The organism is Ottowia thiooxydans (assembly GCF_040548795.1).
GTDB lineage: Bacteria > Pseudomonadota > Gammaproteobacteria > Burkholderiales > Burkholderiaceae_C > Ottowia > Ottowia thiooxydans_A.
Genome location: NZ_JBEPSH010000011.1, coordinates 36,367 through 49,865 on the forward strand (window position 1 = coordinate 36,367; position 13,499 = coordinate 49,865).

Consider the following 13,499-nt stretch of genomic DNA (forward strand, 5'->3'; position numbering starts at 1 on the left):
GTGCGTATTGTCGCCAATCGCCAGGCGCGAGGTCTCAATAGAACCTGTCTTCGTGGCAAGATCCTGCCTTTCGCATCTTCCAGCCACCCGATAAAGGGTCCCCTGAGCATGGTCAGGGAGCCAAAGATCATGAACCCGCCCCAGATTGACCGTTTCTTCGCCGCCTTGCAAGCGGCCAATCCTGAACCGCAGAGTGAGCTGGAATTTTCCAGCGCGTTCGAGCTGCTTGCGGCAGTGCTGCTGTCAGCGCAGGCGACAGATATAAGCGTCAACAAGGCGACCCGGTTGCTTTTTCCGGTAGCCAACACACCCAGGCAAGTTCTGGCTCTGGGCCAGGAAGGCCTGGAGAGTTACATCAAGACGATTGGCCTATTCCGCAGCAAGGCCAAGCACCTGCTGGAGACGTGTCGCATTCTCATAGAGCGGCACGGCGGCGAAGTGCCGCGTACCCGCGAAGAACTGGAAGCGTTGCCGGGCGTGGGCCGCAAGACGGCCAACGTGGTGCTGAACGTGGCGTTTGGCGAGCCCACGATGGCAGTGGACACCCATATCTTCCGCATTGGGAACCGCACCGGCCTGGCGCCTGGCAAGACACCGCTGGAGGTGGAGCTGAAGCTGCTCAAACGCGTACCGGCGAAGTACATGGACCATGCACATCACTGGCTGATCTTGCTAGGTCGCTATGTTTGCCTGGCGCGCAAACCACAGTGCTGGCGCTGTGTGGCGGCGGCTGACTGCGACTTTTCACCGAAGACGCCAGCACCCTGAGCCCCTCAAGATCGATCCGTATGGTTATTGGACCACGCGTCCAGCCAAATGCCATCTTATATAGAATTTAAATAAACTAGTTCGTACAAGTTCTAAGTCTCCTTCCATAAATTTAATTCCTCAAGTTAAGCTGCGACTGTCAGTAAGAGCAGCCGAATTGACAGAATCAAATTTATATTGGAACTAGAAATTGACAAAGCAGACGCGCCAGTTGCACCTGGGATTCACCATATGGCCTTTTGGATTTCACCCTGCCGGTTGGCGCTTGCCTGACGCACGCACGGGCGCGGATATTGACCGAAATCTTTTCAAGAAATCTGCGCAAATCGCAGAAGCCGGGAAGTTTGATTTTTTCTTCATAGGCGACCGCGTTTCCTCTTCCACGGAACTACAGAACGAGCGCCCCAACCAGGTGCTTCGGCCCGAGGCCCTGACGCTGGCTGGATTCGTCGCTGGCGTCACCGAAAAAATCGGCATTGTGGTCACCACCAATGTCACCTATTCAGAGCCCTACAGCGTTGCCCGGGCCACGGCGACACTGGACCGCCTGAGCAATGGCCGAATAGGTTTGAATATAGTCACCGGAGAGGATAAATCGGCTGCACAAAACTATGGCAGAAAGGAACACTGGGACAATTCCTTACGTTATGAATGGGCAACAGAGTTTGTGGAGGTTGTTAAATCTTTGTGGGACACCTGGGAAGATGACGCCATATTGGGCAACAAGGAAAAACCATTTCTTGACACCAATAAGATTCACCAGATTTCTCATAAGGGGAAATTCTTTTCAGTTCAGGGCCCGCTGAATGTCGAACGTCCAATTCAAGGACAATTACCCATCGTCAATGCCGGCCGTTCAGACCATTCGATTGAACTAGGCGCTAAATATTCAGATATCAAGTTCACTGATTCGTCTACTTTGGGCTTTGACGGTGCAAAACAGGCTTATGCGCATCTGAAAAGCCGCGCCGCCGCCGCAGGCCGTAATCCTGATGAGCACTTCGTGATTCCAGGCATTGCGGTCTACACGGCGAAAACTTCCGAGCAAGCGCATGCGCTGTACCGCCAGGTGCAGCAATCGTGGCCTATACCCATTGACATCGACGCTCTCGCGCAAGGCCTGGGTGTGGCGCTGGATGGGGCGGAGCCCGCCACGCCCGTTTCGGAGGTTCCGGCGCTGTTGGCTGCGACTGGAAGCGCTGCAGAGCACCTGCGCACAGCGCGTTGGCTCTACGGAGAAGACAACATTTCACTCGCAGACCTGTTCCGCTACTACCGCCGGCATGAGATCTTCAAGGAAGTGGTGGGCAGTCCCACGGAGGTGGCCGATTTCATTCAGGAATGGTTTGAAGCCGGAGCCGCGGATGGCTTCATGATCTTTCCGCCCTATATGGACCGTGCTCTGGAAGACTTTGTGGAACTGGTCATTCCGGAATTGCAGGCACGCGGCCTTTTCAGGAAAGAATATTCAGGCTCTACCCTCCGGGAACACTTCAACCTGAGCCGCCCGGCCAACGTCCATGCAGCCAGCCATGGCTGAGACACCGGAAATCAGCTTTCGCCACGTCGGAAGAACTTATAGGGGCCGTAGTGGCTACACCGAGGCGCTACAGCACATTGATCTGTCGATTGCGCAAAACGAGTTTGTGTCTCTGGTGGGCCCCAGTGGCTGTGGAAAAAGTACGGCCCTCATGCTGATGGCAGGACTGGATCAACCAGATTCCGGCCAGGTGGAAGTTGAAGGCAAGAAAGTCATCGAGCCCAGCGACAGAGTAGGCATTGTCTTTCAGGACGCCACGCTTTTGCCATGGAAAAGTGTCATGGAGAACGTGCTTTATCCGGCGCGAATTCGCGGCATTCCCGTAAAACGCGTGGAGCCTCAAGCTGCGGCCCTTCTCGAGTTGCTTGGATTGGAGAGATTCAAGGACCGACTTCCACATGAATTGTCTGGAGGCATGAGGCAACGGGTGGGCATTTGCCGCGCCCTGGCCTATTCGCCTCGCGTTCTGCTTTTGGACGAACCTTTCAGCGCACTGGACGCGTTGACCCGCGACGAAATGAACCTGCTGCTGCTGGAGCTGACGGAGAGCCTGCGCCAGACCGTGGTGCTGATTACGCACAGCATTCAAGAAGCGCTGCTGCTGTCTGACCGGGTGCTGGTGATGTCAGCCCGGCCAGGGCGAATCATTGCTGATATTTCTGTGCCGTTTGAGCGGCCGCGCAGGCCTGCTGATGTCTTGCATTCGCCGGATTTCAGACACCTGGAAGCGCAGATCCGCGACCTGATTTCCGGCCATGAGCCAGGCAGTTCGGCACGCACGCCCAACGCTTTGTTCCGCCAGCGGCTGGAGAGCTTCCGTCAGCAAATCCAAACACAGACCCAGAACATCGTTTGAATCATTTCCCCACGAACTCATGAGCCAGACCATTCAAACAACTCGTTCCGTCGCCAGCCAGGTGTCTCCACAGGAATGGCAGACACGCGTGGCGCTGGCTGCCACCTACCGCCTGATGGCCCTGACCGGCGTCTTTGACCTGACTTACAACCACCTCTCCGCCAGGGTGCCCGCAGAGGATGAGGCGTACCTCATCAAGGGAGAGCAGCAGTTGTTTCGCGAGGTTACGGCCTCTTCCCTGGTGAAGTACGACTTCGCGGGTAAGCGCCTGCTGGATAGCCCCTATTCCATCAGCGCAGGCGGTCAGGTCATTCACGGCGGTGTTCTACAAGGTCGTCCTGATCTGCAAGCCGTATTTCATACCCACACGCCAGCCAACATGGCGCTGTCTGCACTGAAGGTGGGGCTTTTGCCCATCACTCAGCATGCGGTGCGCTTCCATGGCCATTTGGCCTATCACGACTTCGACGGATTCGAATTCGACGTGGCCGGGCGTGACCGCATTTTGGCCAGCCTGGGCGACAAGCAGTTTCTGGTGATGCGCAACCATGGGGTGCTGATTGGTGGCAGGACCATTCCTGAGGCATATGTGGAGCACCACTTTTTTGAGTATGCGGCGCAATCGCAGCTTGCGGCCCTCCAGGCGGCAGGCGGTGTGGACGGCATCGTGATTCCGCGCGAAGAAGTCTCTGTGCACGCTGCCAACCAAATTAGAGGGCGTGGCGGCATCACCGAGAAGAGCCGGGACTGGCCCGCACTCATCCGCTGGCTGGACGACGTCAGCCCTGAATACAAAACCTAGGTCGCGCCATGAGTATTGAGAAAGTGGCCACCCTGCGCTCCAAGAGCCTTGTACTGACCGCGCCGGCGTTCGATGGCTGGGAGCGCCTGCGCCGAATTGCGGTGCCTGCACTGACAGCGTTGTGCGCCCTGCTGCTGTGGGAATTTTCGTGCCGGTTCTTTGAAGTCTCCAAAGCCACGGCGCCCGCACCCAGCGATGTGGTGAGCGTGCTGTTTCGTGGCTATGAGGTGATCTGGCCGCACGCGGCTGCCACGTTGAGTGAGGTGGTACTGGGCTTCTTTTGCGCCACGACCTTGGGCCTGGTTCTCGCTTTTTTGATCACGCTCTACAAGCCAGTCAAAGAGGCGGTGTTCCCGAACCTCGTGCTGCTGCAATTCACACCCAAGATTGCGCTCGCACCGCTGTTCATTGTCTGGTTTGGCATAGAGACCGAATCGCGGGTGGCATTTTCCACCTTCATGGGCTTCTTTCCGGTCATGATTTCCACGATTACCGGCTTGTCTACCGCGCCGCCCCACCTGGTGCGGTTTGCCCAGTCCTTGCGCGCGACAAACTGGCAGATTTTCAAGACGCTGCGCGTTCCCACTGCGCTGCCCTACATCTTCAGCAGCAGCAAGATTGCTGTGTCCTTATCGCTGATCGGCATTGTGGTGGGCGAATTCATCACCTCTCAGCGTGGGCTGGGCTACCTGATTCTCTTCGCCTCATCCAAAGCCGACACGGCGCTGATCTTTGCTGCAGTGGTTTGTTTGAGCACCGGGGGCATGCTGCTCTTTGGCATCGTGGCCGCGGTTGAAAAAGTGGTGCTTCGAAAGTACCGCACCTTCTGAAAACAACCTTGCTTCGGCGTCGCGTCCTTGCGCGAATCCATGGCCCCCATTTCACCTAAAGCAACCGGAGTCCTATTGCATGATTGATAAGAACATAGTCCCTGGACGGGTCATATCCAACAGCAGGCGTCAGCTCGTCAAGGCACTGGCCCTGACGGCTGCCAGCACTTCGCTGCCCTCTTTTGCTCAGAGCCGCAAGTTGCGCAAGATACGCTTTGGCCTGCCTTATGTTCCGCAGGGCAGCACGCTTTACCCGCAGGTGGCACAGCAAACCGATATCTGGCGCAAGCGCGGATTGGATGTGGAACTCTTCAGCCACAAGGGATCGTTCCCGGCTCTGCAGAGCGTTGCTTCTGACAAACTGGATTTCGCCATTTCGCAGTTCCCGTCCCTGGTGCTGAGTGTTGCCAAGGGATTGCCGCTGCGCGGAGTGGCGATCACGTCATACACCAACGGCTGGGCCGTCGGGCTGCGCGATGACAGCCCAGTGCGCAAACCCTCAGACCTTTCCGGCCGGACCGTGGGGCGCACTCTTACGACCAGCGACAGCATATTTTTGCCAGAGTACCTGAGGCGCTCTGGCGTGGATCCGGAGAGTATCAAGTCCGTCAACTTTGACAACAGCACGCACGCCGTGATCAACAAGCTGGCTGAGGCCAACAGCACGGTGATCGGCAGTTCTGCGCCCGTTTATTTGTCCCAGGGCCTCAAGCCGCGCTATTTGCCTTACGCTGCGGTAGGTCTGGAAACCTATGGGCATACCCTGGTAACCAAGAACTCCATTCTGGAATCAGACCCCGAGCTGGTCCGCAACATTACTGAAGGCCTGCTGGAAGCAATCAAGATTGCATTGACAGAGCCTGACAGAGCGCTCAATTTGTTTTTCAAGGCCGCGCCTGAGGTCAAGCTCTCTTCCACCGGTCCAGAGTTCGCCAAGATTGGCCTGGGACTGTATCAACACATCGGCAATTCAGATGCTGCACGTCAGACCGGCCTGGGAACGGCGGACGCGAAGGAGCTGAAGGAATATACGGAGCTGATTGTCAAATTTCTGGGAGAGCCCAACACTCCCGTTCCGCCGATCACGCAAGCATTCGATTTTCGTTTTGCGGGGAAGACCACACTGAGTTCGCAGCAGTGGGCCGCAGCCACCGCTCGGGCTAAGCCTTACGCAACGTATTACTGACCCCCCTGAGGCGCTGGCGCGCCATCCCCCCCGAGGGGGACGCAGCCAGCTCCGCGGCTACTCACGGATGACCTGCTCCGCGGCCTTTTGGTGGGGGTATTGGATCCCCTGAGGCGCTGGCGCGCCGTAGCCGAGACGCCTCTTAGCTCGGAACGAATTGGTTGGGCAGTCTGACGATTATTTTTTGGATTTCAATGAGTACTTCTAAACCGCCCATTCGTCTGGGTCTGTTTCTTCTGGCGGATGGGCATCATGTGGCGGCTTGGCGCAGGCCGGGGCGCAGGCACAATCCGGCGACGGATCTGGGGCACTATCTGGAGATTGCGCGGCAGGCTGAAGCCGGGTTTCTGGATTTCCTGTTTGTGGCGGACTTTTTAGGAGTGCGCACGACTGACACAGCGGCTATCAGCCATTCGGCGCGCACTTTGGGGCTGGAGCCGCTGACTTTGCTTTCGGCCTTGGCCTCCGCCACAAAACACATTGGTTTGATCGCGACGGCGTCCACAACCTATAACGAGCCGTTTCATGTGGCCAGAAAGTTCGCTTCGCTGGACCTGATTAGCGAGGGGCGCGCGGGCTGGAATCTGGTGACCTCACAAAACGATCCAGAGGCTTGGAATTTTGGACACGAACGCCATGCCGCGCACGATTCACGCTACGACAGGGCGTCAGAATTTGCCGACGTGGTGCTGGGTCTTTGGAACAGCTGGCAACCCGATGCCATTGTGGATGACGCGGAAAACGGCGTTTTCCTGAACCCTGAGGGCCTGAGCGTGCTGGGCCACAAAGGTCACCACTTTTCAGTGCGCGGTCCTTTGGACATTGCGGCCTCACCTCAAGGCAGGCCAATCGTGGTGCAGGCGGGATCGTCTGACACCGGAGTGGCACTGGCAGTGCGGACTGCCGACATCGTGTTCACCGCCCAGCCCTCTGCGGACAGTGCCAAGGCGTTCTATGCCAAGGTGAAATCACGAGCCGCTGAGGCGGGTCGAGACCCAGGTAGCCTGTTGATCATGCCTGGCGTGGCACCAGTCATAGGCCAATCAAGGTCTCATGCGCAAGAGATCAAGGATGAACTTGATGCGCTGGTGCATCCTGCAGTGGGCCACCACCTGCTCTACAACGCCACGGGCGGAATGGATCTGTCAGCCTATCCACCAGACTCTCTTCTGCCTGATGCTTTGCCCGAAACCAACGGCAGCAAGAGCCGCCAGCAGGTGCTGTTGGAAGTCGCGCGGCGCGACAAGTTGACCATCCGCCAGCTCTACCTGATGCTGGCCGGTGCGCGTGGCCACCGCTATGTGATTGGCACTGCGCAAGACGTCGCGGACGAGTTGGAGCATATGCACCAGGACCAACAGGCTGATGGATTCAACATCATGCCGCTCACTCTTCCCGAAGGCCTGGGTGACTTCGTAGGCCAAGTGGTTCCGGAACTGCAGCGCCGCAAGCTGGTTCGCTCGGCGTACGAAGGTCGAACCTTGCGCGAGAACCTGGGGCTAAGGCCTGCTGGCAGCTAGGACAGCGGAGCTTTCAATGAAGTGCGAAGCAGTCATGGCTTCATAGGGCTCACGGCGACCCATTCCTCTCGAGGTTCTCCACCCAGGCCGCCTCACGCTTGCCCAACGGCCGGTCGGCGTGACGCTGCAGATAGACGAAAGTCCCGGCCAAGTCTTTGATGCCAAGCACAGCAGCTTGCATCCCTTGTTTGCGCGAGGTTGAGCCTAAAGACACCGGCTTGTCAAAGCTCGTGCAGCCAACGCCCTGCCCCTCGGGGCGGGGGCGCTTGCCTAAGGGCACTAGGCTAATTCAAACACGGCCATGCTCTCCACGTGGGCTGTGTGAGGGAACATATTAACCACACCGGCTGATACGCAGCGGTAGCCTGCCTGGTGCACCAGAAGACCTGCGTCTCGGGCCAGTGTGGCCGGATTGCAGCTCACATACACAATGCGTTTTGGAGGCTGCCAGTCGCGGGCATTTTCAGGCAGCGGCTCTGCGTCTTCGGCGCCGATGCGCGCTTGGTGAATGGCCGCTACCGCCTTGACAAGCGCAAAAGCGCCTTCGCGAGGAGGGTCCACCAGCCAGCGATCAGCATAGCCATCGGCTGCCAGCAGCTCCGCGGTCATATCGAAGAGGTTGCGAGCGACAAAGCTCGCATTCAATGCCAACGCCGGTACAGACGAGGCCCGGTTTCTCTCCAGGTTCTGATGCGCACGAGCCACCAGGGCTTCACTACCCTCAATCCCCAGCACCTCACCTGCCTGAGTGGCGATAGGCAAGGTGAAATTGCCCAAACCGCAGAACCAGTCGATGACCCGTTCATGGCTTTGCGCATCGAGCAGGCGAAGCGCGCGCGTGACCAGCACTCGGTTGATATGCGGGTTGACCTGGGTAAAGTCCGTCGGCTTGAACGGCATGGTGATGCCGAAGTCAGGCAAGGTGTAGGACAGCTCCGGTCCGCCTTCTTCCAGCAATTGGACGGTATCAGGCCCCTTGGGTTGTAGCCACCACTGCACTGCATGCTGCTTTCCGAAATCACGCAGTTTTTGGAGGTCTCCCGCGGAAAGCGGATCCAGATGGCGCAAGACCATAGCCGTGACGGAGTCACCCGCCGCGAGTTCGATCTGCGGGCAGGTCTGGCGCGCGTCCATGCCATAAATCAAGTCCCTCAGCGGGAGGAGAAGTGCACTCACGTACGGCGGCAATACGGGGCACTGCCGCATGTCGGCCACATATCGGCTCTTGCGCTCATGGAAGCCGATGAGCACCTGGCCTTTTTTCTCCACATAGCGTACGGACAATCGCGCGCGGTATCGGTAGCCCCAGGCCGGACCTTCAATGGGCCGCAAGATCAGTTCAGGCTTGACTTTGCCAAGGTGCCAAAGGTTGTCCTCGAGGACACGTTGCTTGACCGCCACCTGCGCGCTGGCGTCCAGATGCTGCATTTTGCAGCCGCCGCAAGCGCCCGCATGCAACCCAAAATTCGGACAACCCGGACGCACGCGCTGGCTGGATTCACGATGAATCTGAGTCAGCGTGGCGGCTTCCCAATTATTTTTCTTGCGATGGACGTTGGCCGAAACCAGTTCACCGGGCAAGGCGCCATCAATGAACACCACCTTGCCATCGGGGCGACGAGCAATGCCCTGGGCCTCGATGTCTAGCGACTCGACCCGCAGCCATCCCTCTGGCAAGGCCTCATCCGAGACCGGGAGGGCCACATCGTTTTCAACAACGGAGGTCACAGGCAATGACCTCGCAGGGCTTTTACCGAGGACGATGTTCGCCATGGGCAACGCAGGCCATCAGACGTGGGGGCCGCACCTGCGGCTAATTTTTTTGTCATGCCAATTCAAAAAGGGCGCGTAGCTTCACAACATAAACGTCCGCTGCAAAACCTGACCGAGCATGGACGTCGAAAATGGCGTCAAAAAACCTTGTGCTGCCCCGGCATCACATGAGTTTTCATGGCTCGGCTGAGAGTGCAGCCGACTGGGTACTCGTCCTCCAGCTTGCGGATAAGCCACCTTCAGGGACCAACCTCTCGCCCTGAGCCTGTCGAAGCGCTTCGACAGGTCTCATGGGAGAGAAAGTTAATCTTCAGGAAGCTGTATCCATCGCTAGCTCAAAGACAAAGCGGCGCGCCGCCGTTCGGTTGCGAGATGCTTACCGAGATGGCAGGTAACGCGTAGGATCGACAGGCTTGCCGGAACGGCGGATTTCGAAATGCAGCTTGACACGATCTGTGTCGCTAGAGCCCATTTCAGCAATCTTCTGGCCTTTTTTAACGCTTTGATCTTCTTTGACCAGCAACGCCTGATTGTGGGCATAGGCCGTCAGGAAAGTGTTGTTGTGCTTGAGGATGATGAGGTTGCCATAGCCGCGCAGACCGGAACCCGCGTAGACGACCCTGCCGTCAGCGGCCGCCAGGACGGGATCACCGGCCTTACCACCGATACCCACGCCCTTGTTTTTGGCTTCATCAAATCCGGCGATAACTGAACCACTGGCGGGCCAGATAAACGCCACATCATCGGCTCCGGCTGAGGGTGCGGGAGCAGGCGCCGGTGCTGGTGCGGACGCCGATGGCTGAGTGACCGGAGAGGGCGTGACGCCCGGTGTAGTCTGCGTCGCCACAGCCACACCCGGCTTGGGAGGGGTGCCGATGGCAGGTGCTGCGGTAACGGCACCTGCTGTAGGTGGAATCACGCGCATCACCTGGCCGACCTCGATGAGGTTCGGATTTTCGAGATTGTTCCAGCGAACGATATCGCGCCAGGGCTGATTGACCTCGGTAGCGATTTTCATGATGGTGTCGCCGGGCCGCACGGTATAGAAACCCGGTTTACCCGCATTTTCGGCACCTGGAAGCGTTGCGGGATCGACTGCGACCGTTGCAGGCCGGGGGGCACTGCTGACCCCGCGATCTTCGACTGGCGCTGGCGTGGTTGACGTAGTGCTGCAACCTGACAGCACGGCAGCAGCCACAAAAAGTGACGCGAGACCAGCTCGACTCCGAACATTCAGAGCCGGACGAATACCAGCCCGCTCCCCTTGGGAGGCAAGAAAAGCTGGGACAGCCCGGCCTTCTCCTGAGAAGAAAAACATAAACAAAACAATCCTTTGCGCGTTACGCGACACCCGATTTTAGGGGCACGAAGTTAACCGCTTCCAAAATAGTTTGCTGCACCCCTTGGCGAGACCTGTCCACGACCATCAGTGCCTGCTGACCAGGCGCCGTGGCAATGGGCGCTACCAAGCGGCCACCATAGGCAAGCTGCTCAATCCAGGCATCAGGAATGGCTTCTCCACCTGCAGCTGCAATGATGCCAGCATATGGCGCACCCTTGGCGAAACCAGCCATTCCGTCGCCCAGGATCAAGTGTACGTTGGCTATCCGCATGGGACGCAGATTGGCGCGGGCTTTTTCGTGCAAATCTCTCAAACGTTCAATGCTGTAGACCTCGCTGGCCACCTGGCCAAGCACCACCGCCTGATATCCACAGCCTGTGCCGACGTCCAGCACACGGCCAAGCTTGCCGTCCGGGCCACGCAGACCGCCCTGCATGAGCAATTCGATCATGCGGGCCACCACACTAGGCTTGGAAATAGTTTGCCCCAAGCCAATGGGTAGCGCCGTGTCTTCATAGGCCTGTGGCACCAGGGCGCCGTCGACGAATCGATGCCGGTCTACGGCACCCATCGCGCGCAAGACCTGAAGATCTCGAATGCCGGAATCAGCCAATTGCTGAACCATGCGAGCACGGGCTGGAATGCTGTCGCGCCCCGGCATCATGACGCCACCCGCCTCTGGAACAGAAACCGGCGCCGACGATGAAGAACCACCAGTCCCCGGCCTGCGTGCTGCCGGACGGGTTCCGGGCGCGTTGTACGTCTTGCCCATGTTATGGATGCGAGCGGGAAACCCCGGACGTGGAGGTGCTGCCATCAGTTTTTCGCCCCGCTGGTTGCGCTGGCGCCCCACATATGGCCCAGCCCCTGAGACCAGTAGCCCAGGGCGTCGTGGTCTGTCAGATCGACTTTCAATGGCGTAATAGCCACGTGGCCGTGCTCGGTAGCATGGAAATCGGTGCCGTCTGCGGCGTCAAACGCTGCTCCGGCGCTGCCTATCCAATACATGGTGTCCCCGCGTGGACTGGTCTGTGTAATGACCTTCTCAGCGGCGTGTCGCCGACCGAGTCGGCAAATCTTGGGCGCTTTGATCTGATCAAACGGCAGATTGGGAATATTCACGTTCAACAGCCATGGCTTGCCACCCTCCTGCTGATGCTGGCCAATTTTGGCCACCACGTCGCGTGCCGTGGCGGCAGCGGCGTCTATGTGGCCCCAGCCTTTTTCCACCTGGGAGAACGCAATGGCGGGTACGCCAAACAGATAGCCTTCCATGGCGGCACCCACGGTACCGGAGTAGATGGTGTCATCGCCCATATTGGCACCATTATTGATACCTGAAACGACGAGATCAGGCCGGTAGCCCAGCAAACCCGTCATGGCGATGTGCACGCAGTCGGCAGGAGTTCCGTTCACGTACCGGAACCCGTTGGCGGCCTGGTGCACATACAGCGGCGAATACAGCGTGAGCGAATTCGATTTGGCGCTGTTGTTGTGCTCGGGCGCGATCACCTCGACCTCGGCGATGTCCTTGAGCGCGTCATAGAGCGCCACAATGCCGGGAGCCTGGAAACCGTCGTCGTTGCAAAGCAGAATTTTCATGGGATAAGAATCAGATGCAACCGATTGTAGGGTGCCGCGGAGCCTCCACAACCCAGAAGGCCCCGTCGCGGCAGTGACATTCAAGCGATCTAGGCAGCTCCGTTGCTTTTATCATCACCCGCATTGACGGAAACTAGGAGACTTTATGCACGCTTGGCTTTGCGAGGACCCTGTAGGGGTTGATGCGCTCACATGGAAGGAATTGCCCACTCCCCAACCGGGCAAAGGCGAGGTGCTCATCCGGATCCAGGCAGCCAGCCTGAACTTTCCTGATCTTCTGATTGTTCAGAACAAATACCAGTTCAAGCCCAAACTGCCGTTCGTTCCAGGCTCCGAGTATGCCGGTGTGATTGAGGCCGTTGGGGAAGATGTGACCGAGCTGAAGGTGGGCCAGTCTGTGGCATGCCTGCCCGGCACAGGCGGGTTTGGTACGCACGCCTTGGCGCCAGCCAAGCTGTGCATGCCTTTGCCCCCCGGCTTTCCGCCTGCAGACGCGGCCGCTTTCATCATGATCTACGCTACCAGCCATCATGCATTGCTGGATCGCGGCCAGCTCAAGGCCGGCGAAACAGTGCTGGTGCTGGGTGCGGCGGGCGGCGTGGGCATGTCTGCGATCCAGATTGCCAAGCTGGCCGGCGCGAAGGTGATCGCCGCGGCGTCAACGGACGAGAAATGCGCCTTCTGCAAGGAGTTGGGTGCAGACGAGACCATCAACTACAGCACTCAGGATTTGCGCGAGCGCCTGAAAGAGCTGACGGCAGGCAAGGGTCCGGACATCATCTATGACCCGGTTGGGGGCGATTTCACCGAAAAAGCCTTCCGCTCCATCGCTTGGCGAGGCCGTCATTTGGTGATCGGCTTTGCCGCTGGCGATATCCCAGCGATCAAGATCAATCTGGCGCTGGTCAAAGGGGCCAGCATTGTGGGCGTGTTCTGGGGTGATTTTGCAAGCCGGGAGTCCAAGGCCAACGCGGCTGCTATGCAGGAGCTTGCCCAGTGGTACGCCCAAGGCAAGATCAAACCCTTGATCGACAGGCAAATGCCTATGAGTGAATTGAAGGCGGCTTATGAGCGGATGAATAGTCGGGAGGTGAAGGGTAAGTTGGTGATGGTGAATTAGGGGTTGGGGGATTCGAGAGGTGAAAGGCCCTCTCCCTTCCTTTTCCGGGAGAGGGATCGGCGGGGACGGCCAACCAGGGGGGCAAGCGGCGGTTGAGTTGTTGTCTGTGCTTTCTAATTACCTTCTGCTCTTTCATTGAGGTCGGAGGCCGGGGAGTGCG

Annotated in this window: 12 protein-coding genes and 1 pseudogene; 9 read left to right on the forward strand and 4 right to left on the reverse strand. The window is 58.4% G+C overall.

The features are described from left to right. Positions 1-129: 129 nt before the first annotated feature. The 8 genes and pseudogenes from nth to ABIE13_RS23565 form a co-directional block, all read left to right on the forward strand. Entirely contained in the window at positions 130-768 is a 639-nt protein-coding gene (gene nth, locus ABIE13_RS23530; RefSeq protein WP_354448042.1) for an endonuclease III, read from the forward strand. A gap of 190 nt (positions 769-958) precedes the next feature. Then, entirely contained in the window at positions 959-2,308 is a 1,350-nt protein-coding gene (locus ABIE13_RS23535) for an NtaA/DmoA family FMN-dependent monooxygenase (RefSeq protein WP_354448044.1), read from the forward strand. Next, positions 2,301-3,164 carry an ABC transporter ATP-binding protein gene (locus ABIE13_RS23540; protein WP_354448045.1) on the forward strand — a complete coding sequence of 288 codons (864 nt, stop codon included), beginning with the start codon at positions 2,301-2,303 and terminating at the stop codon, positions 3,162-3,164. The genes ABIE13_RS23535 and ABIE13_RS23540 overlap by 8 nt, the downstream gene beginning before the upstream one ends. A gap of 19 nt (positions 3,165-3,183) precedes the next feature. Further along, the gene (locus tag ABIE13_RS23545) at positions 3,184-3,966 is read left to right on the forward strand and encodes a class II aldolase/adducin family protein (protein WP_354448047.1); all 783 of its coding nucleotides are present in this window, start codon (positions 3,184-3,186) and stop codon (positions 3,964-3,966) included. 8 nt (positions 3,967-3,974) lie between these two features. Further along, positions 3,975-4,796, forward strand: coding sequence for an ABC transporter permease (locus ABIE13_RS23550; RefSeq protein ID WP_354448049.1), 822 nt, complete (start codon positions 3,975-3,977; stop codon positions 4,794-4,796). 79 nt (positions 4,797-4,875) lie between these two features. Further along, positions 4,876-5,982, forward strand: a complete 1,107-nt coding sequence (locus ABIE13_RS23555) for an ABC transporter substrate-binding protein (protein ID WP_354448051.1) — start codon at positions 4,876-4,878, stop codon at positions 5,980-5,982. Positions 5,983-6,176: 194 nt separating this feature from the next. Continuing rightward, a complete protein-coding gene (locus ABIE13_RS23560) occupies positions 6,177-7,502 on the forward strand; it encodes an LLM class flavin-dependent oxidoreductase (protein WP_354448053.1) in 1,326 nt (441 codons plus the stop codon). 100 nt (positions 7,503-7,602) lie between these two features. Then, positions 7,603-7,704, forward strand: a pseudogene (locus ABIE13_RS23565) (5-carboxymethyl-2-hydroxymuconate isomerase); the annotation flags it as partial. A 77-nt stretch (positions 7,705-7,781) separates the two neighbouring features. On the opposite strand, the gene rlmD reads toward ABIE13_RS23565, so the two are convergent. The 4 genes from rlmD to surE all read right to left on the reverse strand — a co-directional run bounded on the left by rlmD (position 7,782) and on the right by surE (position 12,219). Then, complete coding sequence (gene rlmD / locus ABIE13_RS23570; RefSeq protein ID WP_354448055.1) at positions 7,782-9,275, reverse strand: 23S rRNA (uracil(1939)-C(5))-methyltransferase RlmD; 1,494 nt, start codon at positions 9,273-9,275, stop codon at positions 7,782-7,784. 376 nt (positions 9,276-9,651) lie between these two features. Next, positions 9,652-10,593, reverse strand: coding sequence for a peptidoglycan DD-metalloendopeptidase family protein (locus ABIE13_RS23575; protein WP_354448057.1), 942 nt, complete (start codon positions 10,591-10,593; stop codon positions 9,652-9,654). Between the two features lie 22 nt (positions 10,594-10,615). Beyond that, positions 10,616-11,434, reverse strand: a complete 819-nt coding sequence (locus tag ABIE13_RS23580) for a protein-L-isoaspartate(D-aspartate) O-methyltransferase (protein ID WP_436278468.1) — start codon at positions 11,432-11,434, stop codon at positions 10,616-10,618. After that, positions 11,434-12,219: a 5'/3'-nucleotidase SurE gene (gene surE, locus ABIE13_RS23585; protein WP_354448059.1), complete on the reverse strand. Its 786-nt coding sequence runs from the start codon at positions 12,217-12,219 to the stop codon at positions 11,434-11,436. The genes ABIE13_RS23580 and surE overlap by 1 nt, the downstream gene beginning before the upstream one ends. A 145-nt stretch (positions 12,220-12,364) precedes the next feature. Here surE and ABIE13_RS23590 point away from each other — a divergent pair, with 145 nt between their 5' ends. Then, positions 12,365-13,339 (forward strand): NADPH:quinone oxidoreductase family protein, encoded by a 975-nt coding sequence (locus ABIE13_RS23590; protein ID WP_354448061.1) that lies wholly within the window; start codon positions 12,365-12,367, stop codon positions 13,337-13,339. Positions 13,340-13,499 lie beyond the last annotated feature (160 nt).

Excerpts from the sequence above, each read along its gene's own strand:
- nth (WP_354448042.1), top strand. The coding sequence starts at position 130 with ATGAACCCGCCCCAGATTGACCGTTTCTTCGCCGCCTTGCAAGCGGCC.
- ABIE13_RS23540 (WP_354448045.1), top strand. The coding sequence starts at position 2,301 with ATGGCTGAGACACCGGAAATCAGCTTTCGCCACGTCGGAAGAACTTAT.
- ABIE13_RS23545 (WP_354448047.1), top strand. The coding sequence starts at position 3,184 with ATGAGCCAGACCATTCAAACAACTCGTTCCGTCGCCAGCCAGGTGTCT.
- ABIE13_RS23550 (WP_354448049.1), top strand. The coding sequence starts at position 3,975 with ATGAGTATTGAGAAAGTGGCCACCCTGCGCTCCAAGAGCCTTGTACTG.
- ABIE13_RS23555 (WP_354448051.1), top strand. The coding sequence starts at position 4,876 with ATGATTGATAAGAACATAGTCCCTGGACGGGTCATATCCAACAGCAGG.
- ABIE13_RS23560 (WP_354448053.1), top strand. The coding sequence starts at position 6,177 with ATGAGTACTTCTAAACCGCCCATTCGTCTGGGTCTGTTTCTTCTGGCG.
- rlmD (WP_354448055.1), bottom strand. The coding sequence starts at position 9,275 with ATGGCGAACATCGTCCTCGGTAAAAGCCCTGCGAGGTCATTGCCTGTG.
- ABIE13_RS23575 (WP_354448057.1), bottom strand. The coding sequence starts at position 10,593 with ATGTTTTTCTTCTCAGGAGAAGGCCGGGCTGTCCCAGCTTTTCTTGCC.
- ABIE13_RS23580 (WP_436278468.1), bottom strand. The coding sequence starts at position 11,434 with ATGGCAGCACCTCCACGTCCGGGGTTTCCCGCTCGCATCCATAACATG.
- surE (WP_354448059.1), bottom strand. The coding sequence starts at position 12,219 with ATGAAAATTCTGCTTTGCAACGACGACGGTTTCCAGGCTCCCGGCATT.
- ABIE13_RS23590 (WP_354448061.1), top strand. The coding sequence starts at position 12,365 with ATGCACGCTTGGCTTTGCGAGGACCCTGTAGGGGTTGATGCGCTCACA.